This is a genomic window from uncultured Nitrospira sp. (assembly GCA_902500695.1).
Taxonomy (GTDB): domain Bacteria; phylum Nitrospirota; class Nitrospiria; order Nitrospirales; family UBA8639; genus Nitrospira_E.
In genome coordinates this window covers 21,573-37,701 of record CABVRQ010000016.1, presented here as the reverse complement: position 1 = coordinate 37,701, position 16,129 = coordinate 21,573, and the positions used below count along the sequence as shown (strand labels likewise).

7 protein-coding genes are annotated in these 16,129 nt (G+C 54.6%); 2 read left to right on the top strand and 5 right to left on the bottom strand.

All coding sequences use genetic code 11. The features are described from left to right. Window positions 1-979 (bottom strand): DUF4347 domain-containing protein (locus AAH187_RS06210; RefSeq protein WP_342347573.1); only part of this gene is annotated, 979 nt, incomplete at its 3' end. A 516-nt stretch (window positions 980-1,495) separates the two neighbouring features. Here AAH187_RS06210 and AAH187_RS06205 point away from each other — a divergent pair. Continuing rightward, entirely contained in the window at window positions 1,496-2,410 is a 915-nt protein-coding gene (locus tag AAH187_RS06205; RefSeq protein ID WP_342347572.1) for an AAA family ATPase, read from the top strand. A 44-nt stretch (window positions 2,411-2,454) separates the two neighbouring features. Here AAH187_RS06205 and AAH187_RS06200 read toward each other — a convergent pair whose 3' ends face one another. The 4 genes from AAH187_RS06200 to AAH187_RS06185 are packed head-to-tail and all read right to left on the bottom strand — an operon-like array spanning window position 2,455 to window position 8,710. After that, window positions 2,455-4,584 carry a biotin/lipoyl-binding protein gene (locus AAH187_RS06200; protein WP_342347571.1) on the bottom strand — a complete coding sequence of 710 codons (2,130 nt, stop codon included), beginning with the start codon at window positions 4,582-4,584 and terminating at the stop codon, window positions 2,455-2,457. Next, on the bottom strand, window positions 4,584-6,029 hold the full coding sequence (locus tag AAH187_RS06195; protein WP_342347570.1) for an HlyD family efflux transporter periplasmic adaptor subunit: 1,446 nt from the start codon (window positions 6,027-6,029) through the stop codon (window positions 4,584-4,586). Before AAH187_RS06195 ends, AAH187_RS06200 begins: the two co-directional genes overlap by 1 nt. 48 nt (window positions 6,030-6,077) lie before the next feature. Next, window positions 6,078-6,935, bottom strand: a complete 858-nt coding sequence (locus tag AAH187_RS06190; protein WP_342347569.1) for an efflux RND transporter periplasmic adaptor subunit — start codon at window positions 6,933-6,935, stop codon at window positions 6,078-6,080. Beyond that, window positions 6,932-8,710: a TolC family protein gene (locus tag AAH187_RS06185; protein ID WP_342347568.1), complete on the bottom strand. Its 1,779-nt coding sequence runs from the start codon at window positions 8,708-8,710 to the stop codon at window positions 6,932-6,934. The genes AAH187_RS06190 and AAH187_RS06185 overlap by 4 nt, the downstream gene beginning before the upstream one ends. Window positions 8,711-9,420: 710 nt before the next feature. Between AAH187_RS06185 and AAH187_RS06180 the strand changes: the two genes are divergently transcribed. Continuing rightward, window positions 9,421-15,945, top strand: a complete 6,525-nt coding sequence (locus AAH187_RS06180) for a DUF4347 domain-containing protein (RefSeq protein WP_342347567.1) — start codon at window positions 9,421-9,423, stop codon at window positions 15,943-15,945. Window positions 15,946-16,129: the final 184 nt, after the last annotated feature.

Here is a 16,129-nt window from a genome sequence, read left to right as displayed (position 1 = left end):
ACAGCACATTGATCGTATGTGGGCCTGCTCCCGCAATACTAAAATCGATGGTATCAGTGCCTGCATTGGCATTGGCATCAGTGATGGCTTGCCTGAATGATCCTGCCCCCGAATCGTTGGTATTGGTCACGGTGTAGGTCGCCAACACGCCTTCCCAGGCAGCCTGGGTGGCTTCATTCATGACCACCGACGTTTCAATAAAGCCGGTAGAGACTTCCAAATTCCAGTTGGCAAATTCGCTCACGTGCCCGGTGCGATCGGTGCTGGCCGCAATATCCGCTCCCGTAAGATCCGCTAAGGCCTGAATAGCCGATAGGCCACCGGCTCCACGCCCAAAGTTACAGCCGTAGATCAGCAAGTCGGCCTCAGCCGAGAGGCTCTGCCCAATCCGGGTGAACAGGTCAGCATAGTGACTGGTGATCGAATCGTTCGTGAGAAAGACCGCGCCCAAATGCATCTCGGCTTCGGTGCCTTCCCCGATAAGATGAATGGCATCGATATCGCTCCGGTCCTCGAGCGCCTCCGCAATTTGTTCGATTCCGTCCCGTCTCGCATCCAGAAGAATGACTTCCGCGGCGGGATCAATCCCATCCATGAGCGTCTGATACTCCTCGACCCGCGTATCGATGAAGACGATTTCTTTGCGGTCGGACGGCGCGCTAAGAGAAAGTCCCGACGACCAGAGGGCATCACTTTCGGAAGAATCATTGGCTTGGGAATCCGTACTGGGCTCACCATTGGCACCGGCATGATCCGGTTGATCCGGCGTGGTCGTGTCTTGAACGACTTCCGCTCCCGTAGCAAGGGCGGCTCCATCGAATAGGACCCGTGGCTCTAAGGCAATAAAGGTCCCCGTCAATCTGACCGTGTGAGGTTCTTGGTTAAGCTTGGGCTTTCGCTTCTTTTGCGAGCCGGGTTTCACCACCTTGGTGTCCTTCCCGGCTTCGAGCGTCGCGGGCTTGCAGTGCATGGATTTCATAGGACGATCTTCAATCATGAAAGAAATCTGAAGACGAATAATTTCGGGTCACACATTGTTCAAAAAGCCTTGGTACCCCATAGGAAATCGATCCACAAAGATTTCTCCTCAAAAAGGAGGGATCCTCATATCCTTTGTCGGACCTGGGGGAAATACTCTTGATGCGGATTGAGAAATGTTGTAGCGAGTTATTTTGCGGCTGATGAATATTGGTGGAGGTTCTGTCCGGCAAGGCGAAATTACGGAAAGTTGGGTTGTGGAGAGCCCGGTCGAATATTTCCTCATGCCCGCATATCGATCAGTCTTTTGACCCTCTCAGCGTTGCATGGGGAAATGCGTTGTGAGGGTATGGTCTTTTTCTCAAGGGCATTCACGAACATTCCGATACAGAAGCACACCCTCACGTCATCGGGTATAAGGACAGACATCTCACCACCACACTAACCCACTGCGGGCACTTTGACTGAATGACGAACCACGACGTTTCAAAAGGTCACATAGAGAGGAAAATTACGGATGGAGATTCAAAAAACCGTGCAAGCGTTTCAGCGATTGAAAGGGCAAGAAACCGATATGCAATCCATGGACGATACCACTCCTGATGAAAACGAAGGCAAACCATCATGCCATGTGATTGGCTTTGCCGGTGCCAAAGGAGGTGTCGGAACGACCACGGTCGCACTCAATGTCGCCATGACCCTTGTTCATGGAGGCCACAGCGTCATCTATGTTGAGCTGAGCCCCCATGTAGGGACTGCCGCGTGGCTGCTCAACATGACAAACACATCGCCGTTGCGCCATGCATCCGCAACGTTGAAAGACATGAATGAAGGTGTTGTCAACCAACTGCTCATGCAACATTCGACCGGGCTTCAGATCTTATGTCTGTCCCCCTGGGATCAAGAGGTGGGAGCACAAATCTCCACTGAACTCTTGACCGGACTACTCCAGGAACTCAAGGGACTCGCAGACTATCTCGTTCTCGATTTTCCTTTGGAACCCTCTTTTCCTTCCATGTGTTTTCTCAGTCAATGTCAAATTCTGGATCTCGTGATGGAGAGCGACGCCATTGGTATTAATTTAGCGAAAAGCCAATTAGCGTTTATCCGAAGCCACTGCGAAACTCCCGTATTTGTCACCCTGGTCAATCGCTCGGGAATTCCACTGGCTGACGGTCTTCAAGGGATCCAGGAAGAGGTCGGTTATGAAATCCCGGTCGTCATCCCCACCGCCTCGGAGTTATGTTATACCGCCGGAATTAAAAAATTGCCGATCGTCTGTTTCAACTCCGAAAGCGTCCTTGCCATCCAGTTTGCCCAACTCAGTGAACAACTCCTCTGCTACTTTTCCGGAGACGACCCGGAGGCCAATCGAGACCGACGAGGCCGTGACCGGCGGAAGGGCAATCGTCGAGACCGGGGTGCCTGGTAACCCCCCTCTCCTTCATTCAGATTTTTAATTGTTTTTTTAATGAGTTATACCCCGCTTTCACGAATGAGAATGGATGCCGCTCGTGCCCACAGATGGCCCATTAAACTTTGCCCATTTCCCTTCACATGCACCACTCCACGCACGACCTGATCCCAGGATTTACCCTTATCCGTCACATCCAGTTCCACCCGATACACGGAATGCTCAGGAATCAATTTGCCCCGCGCATCCTGGCGAACCGGCACGCCTCCGGAAAACGTGGAGGCAAAATACGGTAAGGCCATTTCCGTTTCATCCATATGGCGAAGGTCCCGAAGTTTCCCCTGTCGGGCAGGTCGAGTCGGGTCATCCGGATAAAACCAGCCTTCATTTCCCACCGAGAGCCGGGACCGTTCTTTTTCCGTAACCAGCGCCAACATGACGGACGGGCGTTCACCAATCACATGGGCCATCGCCAACTCGCTATTCACCCATAATCCTGGATGGAGTGAAGACGCCAGATCTGTGACCACCCCGGAGAACGGCGCGCGCAACGTCAATTGATCCCGAAGCATGAACAGACCTGTTAATGCCTTTCGTTCTCCCAGCAGTGTTTCCCGTATCACCAGATGGTCGTCCCGATCATCCTGATAGGCCGCCTCCCGTTGCACGCGAAATTCCAGCGCCGCAATGCGGTGTCCGATCATTTCAATCTGCTGGTCCACCTGGGGCGACTGCAAAATCAGCAGGGTCTGTCCTTCTTCGACCCGGTCACCCTCCTGAACCAACACGTCTACCACGGTTGCTGGAGCCGGCGGAAACAACGTCGTGCGTTCCGGAGCTTCGAGGATCGCCGGAATCTCTACCGTTGTATCCAGAGGCATCACGCTCATCAGCAGACACCCCATGAGCGCGATTCCCACTCCACGCCCTCGCCAGGAACGGACCACGGCGGCTCGACGTGTCCACCAGACCTGCATTTCCTCATACACCGGCCATGCCAGAAACCAGCCGATTTCGACAGCAAAGAGGATGACGCCCAGAACCTTGAAAAAGAAGTAGTACACCAGGACGGCAATCCCTAAAAACACGATGGCCCGGTAGACCCAGATCGCCCAGGCATAGACGATCAGGACAGATTGCCGGTGCGGGGGCATGTGTTCGGGAGGACCATCACTCCAGGCAAACAACCATTCCCGTAATTTCCAGCGACCAAACGCGAAGGCCCGTGATTGCAAATTCGGAACACCCAGCCAATCGGACAGGACATAGTAGCCGTCAAACCGGAGGAGCGGATTCAAATTGATCAACAGACCCGTCACCCAACTGGTCGTCGCCAAGACAAAGAGCATGCTTTTGATGATGCCCTCAGGACAGAAGTTCCACAAAAAGGTCGCCATCATCGCCACACTGAGTTCAACCACCGTTCCGGCAGCGGCAATGGCCGCGCGTTGGTTTCGAACGGTGAGCCGCCAGGAATCGGTCGTATCGGTATAGAGGACAGGAACCATAATGAGGAATCCGAGGCCCATCGTCGGGACCCGGCACCCATACCGCACGGCCGTATAGGCATGCGCCAGTTCATGCAACACCTTAATGGCGACCAATCCGATGATATAACCGGTCATCCCTTGAAACGTAAAAAAGTATAAAAAGACATTGGCAAACGATTCCCACTGCCGCACGACTCCCATGCACCCGATCACACCCAGGATGAGCACACACCAGAAGGCCCAGTGACTAAACAAAGGCGTGACGAAGGGGAGCGTTTTTCGTAAGAACCGGTCGGGATTGCACAGGGGAATCCTAAAAAATAAATAGTTGTGCAGCACTCTCAGCAGCCAATGTTGTTTGGCCCGTTCGGCCTGTCCTAAGAACCCCTGACTTCCACCGGCCAGGGCATCACGGGTTAAATTGTTCCGATAGAGAAACTGCACCAACTCCGTCACATCACTGGTTGAGACCTTGGCGGAGGTCGTTCGGGTCACCAGGTCCACCAGTCCATTGGCAGTTCCTACGTGCCATTGCGACAGCAGCTGAAAAGCGGACCATTCAATCTGAAAGAATTGATTCCGAACCGTATCCATGATCGTCCAGGTAGGCACGCCATCAGGCGTGGGAGTGCCGGACAGGATCTGGAGATCTTCGCGCAACGGGGGAAGGGAAACGTCTTCTTGAGGCTTTTGCTGAACCATTAGAAACCGACCGTTTGCCGAAGAACCCCGAGTGGACGACGGAAGAGATAGAAAAAGAGGGTAACCGGTTTTCCATAGATTTTGGCAGTGCCTTGCCAGCCAATTCGAATATCTTCTGGCGGGTCCGTGAACTCGGCATCCACCCGGTAGGCCAGGACATTGGTCGGAAGGATATTGGCATGATAGCTGGCATGTGTTAATTGGGCAGGGATGGCTCGTAACGGATTGGCATTCAGAAACACCTCCACGTCAGCCCCTTCCCGTAACACGATGGCATCTTCTACCGGAAGATCAATTTTCAATTCAAATTCCTGGGGATCGGCTACCTCCATAATACGTTCACCGACCACCACCGGTTTGCCGATCCATTCGGATTTATCCGTGAAAATCACAATGCCCGCCCGGGAAGCTTTGACCTCCACCTGCTGTAACATGTCCCAGGCATAATCCCGTTCGGCTTCTTTGAGCCGGACCTCCGAGGCTTGTACGGGCATGCCGGCACCGGTGTCATGGTCGGTAAATGCACCCTGAGACACTTTACGATACTCCATCCAGGTGACGGACAAATTCTTTTCCGCTACTTCGAATTGATTCCGGAATTTCGTGTCCTCATAGCGAAAGAGAGTTTGCCCCGATTGTACTGAGGTATTCGGATTCACCAGAATTTCTCCCAGCACCCCATCCAACGGCGCCGTCACCACCGACGGATCCCGTGGCACTACTTCCACAGGAGCTAACGTGGATAATCGGACGGGGAGCCACATCGCGGCCATCAGCACCATCAACACACCCCAAATCCATTTCTTGAGAACCTTCCAGTTTTTCACTCTGCGTTTCGTCCCTCCGAGGGCCTGCCAGGCATGCGCCACCGTTTCGGCAAACCGCCGGATCAATTGCACCTCCCCCTCCTGCCAGGGTGTTTCCCTCGTCAACCACAGGCCACCAATCACCTGTTGATCCGCCGGAATCAGCGGGCACCACAGGACATGAGGAAACGCGAAGGACTTCCAATCACGTTGAAGATCTGTTGAACAATGCGTGGAAGAGAGTGGACCGGGCGCCTGCAGACTGCCTTGTTCCCATAATGCTGAAAGGACGCGTTCAATCCAGGTGATCATCGGCGCATTGCGGTCAACGACGGCCACACTGGACACCGCTTCCACTCTGCCCCGCACTCGGCCCTTCGGATTGATGGAGAAGATACAGGCCTGTCGAAAGTCAACGAGACGCCGGGTCTCATTGGCCAGAAGGAAACAGAGTTCTTTCACCGTTTGCGCTTTCCGAACCTGACTTTCCAGTTGGAGCAGGGCAAGGAAAATACTGGTATCTTTTTCGGTTTTGCCGTGGGGAGCGATGGAAGGCCCGCAGGACGGACCGGAGGAGGACCTGAAGTCCCTCCCGGTCACTCGCGTAGGAGACTCTGTCTGGATGTCTGTTTGCACCACGCTCGTTTCCCTCCTTGGAATCAACCGAGAGCTTAATCCGCGGAGGAGTTAGTGTTCGGCGGTCCGTTTCATCGTGGACGTCGGTGAGGATAAAGGTTTCGTGCTTGGCTTAAAGGATGATTGAGTGGGAAACGTGCCGTCCGGAAATTCGGCGCTTCCACTCATGCCCGCTAAGACACCCGTGGGATGTTTGTGAAACCGGCCAAATACCCGAATGGTTTGACTCACGGGATCCACACGCGCCCCAATTTCCACCACTTCCGCCGCATAGGCCTGTTGGGTTTCATCGATATTAAATGAAAAAGACAGTTTCCTGGTGATCCACCGCAACGAAGAGGAGGGGACGATTAATTCGATGTCCAGATCCTGATTACTGACAATACTCACCAGATCATCGTACGGATTCACACTTTCATAAGGGTGCACCAACGTCTTGACCACCTGTCCCGCGAAGGGGGCAGGAATCCGACAGCCTTGGACAATCACTTGCGCTCTTTTGAGCACCGCCTGGGCCTTTTTTAACTCGGCCTGTGAAATGTCCACTTCCAACCGGCCAATCCCATGAAGGGAGGCAAGTTCCTCGTTATTGATGACGGTCTTTTGCCGTGCATCCAAATCAGCTTGGGCCGCCGATAATTCCGCCCGGTATTTGGCGCATTCAAATTCAACAAGCAGGTCCCCCTTTTTAAATGCGTCCCCGTCTCGAAACGGCATCTCCTTCACCAACGCCTGAATTTCACTGGCAATTACCGCCTCGACAACCGGTTTCACAATGCCCCGGACTGTCTGCAGATCCGATGAGGGCAAACTGTTGCGGCCTCCCTCTTTTGCCAGACTGCCACCTGCAGGCAGGATGATCAGACTCAGGACCAAACACAGCATGTGGAAAGGATGTCGATGTATCATGGCTTGGCTCTCTCTTGGGGTTGAATGTCAGTCTTTTTGGTTTGCGCGACTGTCTCTTGGGGTTCAATGTCAGTCCCATGGGGTTGACTGTTTATCTCTTGGGGTTCTGCGACAGCCCCTTGGGGTTGTGTGTCAGTCTCATGAAATTGTGTGATTGTCTCTTGGGGTTGAATGTCAGTCCCCTGGAGTCGAGTGTTTGTCTCTTGAGGTTGCGCGACCGTCTTTTGGGGTTGCGCAACAGCCTTTTGGAGTTGAATGTCAGATGGCTCAATACCCGCAAAAACCTCCGGGCGTTCCAGCCATTCCCAACGTTCTTGTAAGGCCACGGCTAATTCGTCGACTCCATCTCCAGTGATATCCGTGGGGAAGGGGTCTTCTCCGATCGCCGCTAACACATTGGCATAGGCCATTTCCAACTTGGCCAGAGCCGATTCATACCGTAATTCGGCCACCAGACCTTGCATCTTTTCCCGGATAACCAGATGTTCACTCAGCCGATTCAGGGACCAGGCACCTTGGACCTGGTCGGCAATGGCCATTTGAGTATCCAGATAGCGCTTTCCCGTGGCGACATCTTTCATCGCCGCATGATATTGCGCCACCGATACATGGACCTGACTCATGAGCGCCATCGTCAACGCCAAACTTTGCATGTCCAACACCTTCTCCTGGGCATCAATCACCTGCAAACGGACGGGATGCCGGAATACATTCAACAGATTCCAGCTGACTTTGGCGCCGTAATTCAGCCAATTATTATGAAACAGGAAATTGTTGCTATCATAATTCCCCCCAAAATAGACATTCAGGTTCGGGAGCAATTCCAGGATGGCGGCTTTGGTTTCTTTGGCGTTAATGCGTTTTTGATAGTCGACTTTTCGCAGTTCCGGACGATTCATGAGTGCCCGGTATTCCAAATCTTCCAGTTTCTCCTCGACTTTCGACACGAGAGGCGGATGGTCCGGCACCGCCAGTTCATAGGGCTCACCGGGATTCAGATTCATGAGTTCGGCGAGGTGAATTCTTGATAACGATAATTCCTGATAGAGCTGTTGAATTTCCCGTTGCGCGCTCAGGAGTTCCCGTTCATATTGAAGGGAGGTCAGTGGATCCGCCAAGGCTCGTTCCCGGATCAGGTGTACTTCACCCAGTGCTTGCGTCACCCAATCCTGAAGAAAAGCCAGGCGACCCAACGCCCGTTCCGCTCCCACGGCCTTCCAAAAGGCCGATCGAACATCCTGGATCACCCGATTGGCAATGCGGCGTTTATCTTCTTCCGCAATGAGGACGTCGTCGGCGGCTTGTTCCGCCCGTACATAAGACAGCCCGAAATCCAGGACATCCCAGCTCAATGTCAAATTTGATGTATAAATATTTTTCTCAGATGAGGTGGAACTCACGAGGGATTGTTCGCCTGTTGCTAACGACTGGCTGCTCGCTCCCGCAAAGTTGCTACGTCCATTATAGGCCGCATCCGCCACCACTTTTGGCAGCATATCGTAATGCGCCAGATCCAGTTGCCGATGCGCCACCATTTCCTTTAATCCCTGCACCCGTGTTTCTAAATTATATTTCAACGCCCGCGCCATCGCTTCATAAAGCGTGATGGGACGAGCCACCGGCTCCTGATATTCAACAAGACGGTTCAGGTCACCCTGAACACGCTGTTGAATTTCGTCCTGCGTGAGCCGCGTGGGCATGACGCTACAACCCCAGCCAGTTAGGCTCAGTCCTACCACAACACCGACCAGGAATTTTTTAATGTGTGATGTCATGAAAGAGGTTTAAGCATCAATCCCGAAAAATAATGTGTTTTCGCATCTCATACTCTCACGAAATTTTGGGCGGAAATCCCCAATCCCAGGAAGTCCGCTGACCAACATGGCCACTCTTTTGCGATTCCCATCCGTATGTTATTCCCAGGCCTTCGAGCATTTTTATTCACCATAGAAATCAGATCTACCCCTTGGCAGGTTTTCAGATCTGTTCCTCGGCTTTTCGTTGGTCAAGATTTAGTAGCTGGACTTTTTTTATTAGGCGATTTCTGCCCAGGGGTGAAACAAGAGACACCAACCTGTCCAAACCTCATCTGTCCTCATAGTTTGAGCGACATCGCCATAGAAATTATTCTTCTGATCCATCTCATTTTTCCCTCAAGTCTTGCTTCCGTGTGAGTCATGAACCAGATCCCAATCGGTTGGGGGCAACCAAAGACTACCCCGTGGTATCGGGCAGACTTCCTCCTTGGCCGTCTTGGATGAAGTGGTGCAGATCCCCCTTCGTTCTCCTTTTCAACTACACCAAATCTGGTATAGGAAAAATCTCCCCTCTTTAACATCCAGTCAATGAATCCAATGGCCGAATAAGGAGATGGATGAATCTCAGACACCGGGAATTCGTCATAAAGGAAAACAAAAACCACAGCGGATGACTGCAACACGAAACGTCTACGCCAGCCCTCAACGGCCATAGGAATTGCATTGAAATGAAAACACTGTTAGCGCTTGAACCCAGGATCTTGTTTGACGGGGCCGCTCTCGTTACGGGAGCGGAAGTGGTTCAAGACCAGACCACACAGGATCACGCCACCCAGAGTCACACCCATGCCCAATCTGATACACAGACAGGCGAAGAAACTTCTTCAGAACCGTTGAGCGAAACAGATGACTTTCACTTGGCGTTGTCAACTATTTCAGTTCCTTCAGATCAACGAGAAATCGTGTTCATCGATACAAGAGTTCAGGATTACCACACCTTACTCAACGGGATTGATCCGAATGTGGAAGCGGTATTGCTGGATCCCACCCGCGACGGGGTGGAACAAATGGCCGAGGTTCTGGCGGAACGTTCTGATATTGATGCCATCCATCTTATCGGGGAAGGCACCGAGGCGGAGTTGCATCTTGGCACCACCTTCCTCACGCAAGAGGCGATCAGTGGCCGCTACGCGAACCTCCTCACACAAATTGGACAGAGTCTCTCGGCTGAGGCCGACTTGCTGATTTACGGCTGTAACTTTGGCCGTGGTCAGGCCGGCCTATCGGCCATACACACCTTAGCCGAACTGACAGGGGCTGATATTGCGGCGAGCACGGATCGCACCGGGCACGTCACCGAAAATGCTGATTGGGATTTAGAAATTTCCACCGGTACCATCGAATCCTCCATCCTGATTGGCCAAGCCACACAAGCGGCATGGGAAGGAGTGCTCGCGACTTACACCGTCACGACCACCACAGATGGTGGCGCGGGGTCTCTCCGTCAAGCCATCATCAATGCCAATGCGAATCCCGGCACCGATACCATTACCTTCGTGGGAAGCGGGACCTATCTCCTCACTATTACCGGGGCTGGCGAAGATGCAGCCACCACGGGAGACCTGGATATTACCGACAATCTCATCATTATCGGGAACGGCGCGGCAAACACCGTGATTGATGCTTCTGGTTTCGGTGTGGATGGGGTGTTTCATCTCTTAGGATCCAATACTGCGACAATTAGCGGAATCACCATACAAGGAGGTCATGCGAACGATGGTGGTGGGATTTTCGTAGATGGCTCCAGCATCTTGAATCTGACGGACGCGATCGTGCAAAACAATACTAGCGATCTTGGGGGTGCCTTACATGTGCACGGGACTGCCAATGTGAATCGCGTCCTGTTCCTTAATAACTCCTCCACTGTTGAAGGGGGTGCCATACACTTCCATGGAGCTGACGGTGGATCGTTAACAAACATTACGGTCACCGGTAACACTAGCGGGATTGACGGTGGGGGATTGTGGACAAATACCTCAATCAGCATAACAAACTCCACATTTACGCTAAATCATGCCAATGATGATGGCGGTGGAATTGTTGCGGACGCGGGAACCATCACTATTTCCAACACAATTGTGAGTGACAATACTGCAACCACTGCAAACCCCGATGTCGATGGTAGTTTCAGCAGCAATGGCTTCAATTTGATCAAAGATGTAACGGGAGCGACCGGTTTTATTGTCGGCGACATCACCGGCGTGAGCGCCAATCTCGGCGTGCTGGCCGACAATGGTGGCCCGACGCAAACCCATGCGCTGCTTTTCGGGAGTCCCGCAATCAACGCCGGCACGGCAACCGGTGCACCTGCCGTCGACCAGCGGGGAGCGACTCGCAACGCGAGCGTTGATATCGGCGCGTTCGAGGCAGGGAGCAACGCCACGCCTGTGATCAACAACCAGGTTTTCTCTGTTACCGAAAACAGTGCAGACAGCACGCCTGTGGGAACCGTGGTGGGAACCGATGGGGATCCACAATCCGGTTACAGCAAACTATATTGGGTGGATACGGACACCGACGAATTGCGACGGATCAATCTGGACAGCAGCGGGAGCCAGCAGTTGGCCGTGCAGTTCGACGGCACCAGCGCGACAGGACCACGTGGGGTCACGGTTGACGATGTGAATGGCAAGGTCTACTGGACCAACAACAACACCAACACCCTTTGGCGTGCCGATCTGGATGGCGGCAACCCGCAGCAACTTCTGACCGGGCTTGGCGGACCGCTTGGAATCACCGTTGATCCGGCTGGTGGAAAAATTTATTGGGTCGATACCGCCGCAACCTCCATCTGGCAAGCCAATCTGGACGGCAGCAGCCCTTCGGCGTTGATCACCGGTATCACCAACTCTAAAGATCTCACCGTCGATCCCACCGGCGGAAAACTGTACTGGACCGACAAGGGAACCGGCACGATCAAACGCGCGAACCTGAATGGAAGCACGATTGAGACCATCGTCAGCGGACTCAACGACCCATGGGGTATCGCCTTGGATGTGCCCGCCGGCAAGGTCTACTGGAGCGAGGCCACGTTAAATGAAATACAACGTGCGGACATGACGGTGGGCGCAACTGCCCAAACCGTTGTCACCGGAACGAACCAACCGAGAGACCTGACGTTGGATACCGTTCAGGGAAAAATCTACTGGACGGCCGCAACCACTGACCGAATCGAAAGTGCTCAATATGACGGGACGCCCCTGCCGCCGGTGACAGCCACCGGCGATTGGCCGTCAGGCCTGGCGATCGGGCCTGCGGTGCCCAATCTAACTTTTTCCATTATCGGCGGCAACACGGGAGGCGCATTTGCCATCAACGCCGTGAGTGGAGAAATCACGGTTGTGAATAGCTCTGCACTGGACTTCGAAACCAATTCCTCATTCGGCCTCACAGTGCAGCTCACCGATAGCTTGGGGCTTAGTGACACCGCGACCATCACGATCAATCTCAGTGCCGTCAACGAAGCTCCTTCACTGAGTGGAATGGACAATACACCCACCTTCACCGAAGGCGGTGCGGCGGTGGTGCTCGATAACAACGCCACGATCGCCGACCCCGAGCTGGATGCCACCAACAACTACAGCGGTGCGACGCTCACTCTGATTCGCAATGGCGGCGCCAATGCCGAGGACATATTCGCTGGCAGTGGCACACTCAGTTCTCTGGTCGAAAGCGGAAGCCTGGTGGTGGGCGGCACGTCCATTGGCACGGTCACCACCAACAGCGGGGGCACTCTGGTGTTGACCTTTAATAGCAATGCCACCACGGCCCAGGTCAACAGCGCCTTGCAGCAGCTCACCTATGCCAATAGCAGCGGCACGCCACCAGCCAGCGTACAGATCGATTTTACAATTAATGACGGCAACGGGGGCGGCCAAGGTAGCGGTGGGGCGCTCACTGATAACGGTGCGATCACGGTCACCATCAACGCCGTCAACAACGCGCCCACAATCGACTTGGATGCGAACAACAGTTCCGGAGCCACCGGCAATGATTATGCGGTCGCGTTCGCCGAAGGAAGCGGCCCCATCGGGATCGCCGACACCGACACCGACCTCGTGGATGTGGATAGCACCACATTCGCCTCTGTCAAACTGACGGTCAGTGGCCTGCTGGATGGCAATGCCGAGACCCTCGCGCTCGATGGCGACACCTTTGCCTTGGCCACAGCCGTCGCAGGGCAAGACACAACCGGCAGCAATTATCATGTCGTGATCACCACGGGTGCCGGAACCGCCACCGTCACCATCACCAAACAAGGCGGCGGAGCCTTCACCGAGGGGGAAACCGAAACCCTGATCAAGGCCGTGCAGTACCAACATACCGATACGATCGCCCCCACCGACGGCAATCGCCTCATCGACGTGATCGTCAATGACGGCGCGGCCGACAGTGCGGCCGCTCGCACAACAATCAATGTGAATCCCGTCAATGACCCACCGACTGCCACGATTACTCCCTCTGCCTATGGTGTCAACGAAGATGATGCGTTTAGACCATTAGCCGGTGTCAGCGTTTCGGATATTGATGCGGGGACGAATGATCTGTCCGTCACCTTGTCGGTGAACGACGGTCTCTTGAGACTGCTGACGACCACCGGCCTCACATTCGCCAACGGCGCAAACGATAGCGCGACCATGACCGTCACCGGTACGACCACCAATCTCAATAATGCGTTGACCACGCTCAGGTACCAGCCGGACCCTGATTTTGCGGGTACCGATCTGTTAACCCTAAGTGTCGATGACCTGGGCAACACGGGTGGCGGCTCGCTCACGGCTATGGATACGGCAAACATCATCGTTGCCCCCATGAACGACTCCCCCTCCTTCACTGGCCTGAACCAGACCCCCACCTTCATCCAAGGTGGCACAGCGGTGGTGCTGGATGGCAACGCCACCATCGTCGACCCCGAATTGGATGCGGCCAACAACTACAATGGCGCCACGCTGACCCTGGCACGCAATGGCGGGGCGAATGTCGAGGATCTGTTTAATGGCAGCGGCACACTCCTTCCTCTGGTGGAAAGCGGAAGCCTGGTCGTGAGCGGCACGACCATCGGCGCAGTCACCACCAACAGCGGCGGGACCCTCGTCTTGACCTTTAACGGGAATGCCACCACGGCGTTGGTCAACAGCGCCTTGCAGCAGATGACCTATGCCAATAGCAGTGGCTTGCCGCCGGCCAGTGTGCAGATCGATTTTACGATTGACGATGGCAACGCCGGCAGCCAAGGCAGCGGCGGGGCGCTCACCGATACCGGCTCGATCACGGTCACCATCAACGCCACCAACATTCCTCCCGTTGCCGTGGCCGACGGCTTTACCGTGACTCAAGGCTCGACCACCATCCTGAACCTGGCCGGCAATGATCTCGATCCCGATGACGGCCTGGATCTGACCAGTATCACCATTGTCACCGGCCCCACCAACGGCACCATCGACAGCATCAATGCCGATGGGACGGTGACGTACACCCACAATGGGTCCGCCACCATCATCGACAGCTTCACCTACACAATCAATGATCTGGCCGCCGCCACCTCCAACACCGTGACCGTGAGCCTGGTCGTGAATCTCCTGAACGTGCCCCCTGTCGCGCTGGCCGACAGTTTTACCGTCAACGAGGGCGCGACGACGACGCTCAACCTGGCCGGGAATGATACCGATGCGGATGACGGCCTGGACCTGACCAGCATCACCATTGTGGCCGGACCCACCAACGGCACCATTGCCAGTATCAATGGCAACGGGACGGTGACGTACACGCACAATGGCTCCGAAACCCTCGCCGACAGTTTCACCTACACCATCAATGATCTATCCGGGGCAACGTCCAATACTGTGACGGTAAGCCTGACCGTCACGCCGGGTAACGATTTGCCCGTCGCCGTGACCGATAGCTTTACTGTCAATGAGGGCGCGACGACGACACTCAATCTGGCCGGGAATGATACCGATGCGGATGACGGCCTGGACCTGACCAGCATCACCATTGCCTCAGACCCTGCCAATGGCACTATCACCAGCATCAATGGCGACGGGACAGTGAATTACACGCACAATGGCACAGAAACCCTCGCCGACAGTTTCACCTATACGATCCGGGATCTGGCCGGGGCCACGTCCAACACCGTGACCGTGAATCTGACCGTGACGGCCCAAAACGATGCGCCCATCATCACTTCGAATGGCGGCGGGGCCAGCGCGAATACTTCCGTCATCACGGGCACCACCGACGTCACCGATGTCGATGCCAGCGATGCCGAAGGCGCGACACTGACTTACAGTATTATCGGCGGGGCCGATGCGGCGCTCTTTAGCCTCGACTCCACCACCGGCGTCCTCACCTTCATCACGGCTCCCGATTTCCAGACACCAGGCGATGTGGGTGGCGACAACATCTATGACGTAATTGTCCAGGCCTCCGACGGCACTGCCGTCGATACGCAGGCCATTGCCGTCACCGTGACCCAAGCCAATGTTCCGCCGCAAATTTTCATTCCACCGCCGCCGGATTCTCCCCCTTCACCCGATCCCCCGCCGAAAGATGCCGGCGAAGAGACTTCGGGAGACCAGGCTCCAGGCAATGGGGGTAGCCTTGATTCCAGCGAACCCTGGAACATCCCTGACGGCGGTCAGGGCTCTACCGCCTCTCGCCTCCGGGATTCGGTCGCCGGCCAGGCGGAGCACGAGGTGGCCACGAAGCCACAACGGGGAGAAGGCGCCGATATTCTGGATAGGTTGAGTGACATGTGGGAGGGGCTCCCAAAGTCCCTGGACCTTACCACCCTTAAGGATGAAATCCGTTCATTACTGCACAGATCAGGATTCGTTCAGAGCCTCGATCGGACGCGCGACGAGGTTCAAGATATCGCGGCAACCGAAAAAACATATTTGGCATCCAGCATTGCGGTGTCCACCGGGATGTCTATTGGTTATGTCATGTGGCTCCTTCGTAGTGGGGTCCTGTTAACGGCCCTGCTCTCGTCCGTACCGGCCTGGCAGTTTGTGAATCCCCTGTTGGTGCTCGATGCGGCGGCGAAGAAGAAGCGAAAAAAGGGGCAGAAGGATGTAGAAGACGATTCTGTGGAGTCCCTGTTTGAAAATTCGGGGGCAGCGGAGACATCTCAGGAAAAAGACGGGGACCACGCCAAGGCCCCCAGAACCCGGTGGTTTAGTCGGAATACCTGATAAGCATCCCACCGAAAACATTCCGCATAGTGATATTTCGCTTGTCCAGTTGTCGTAAACGATTGTTATTTTTTTCATGAGGTTTCCATCCGGCGTTTAAACAACCTAAGCCAACGTTCATGCCCACCTATTTATGTCACCAAATATGAGTTGAAATCCCCCGCGATATTTCAAGGTCGACTCC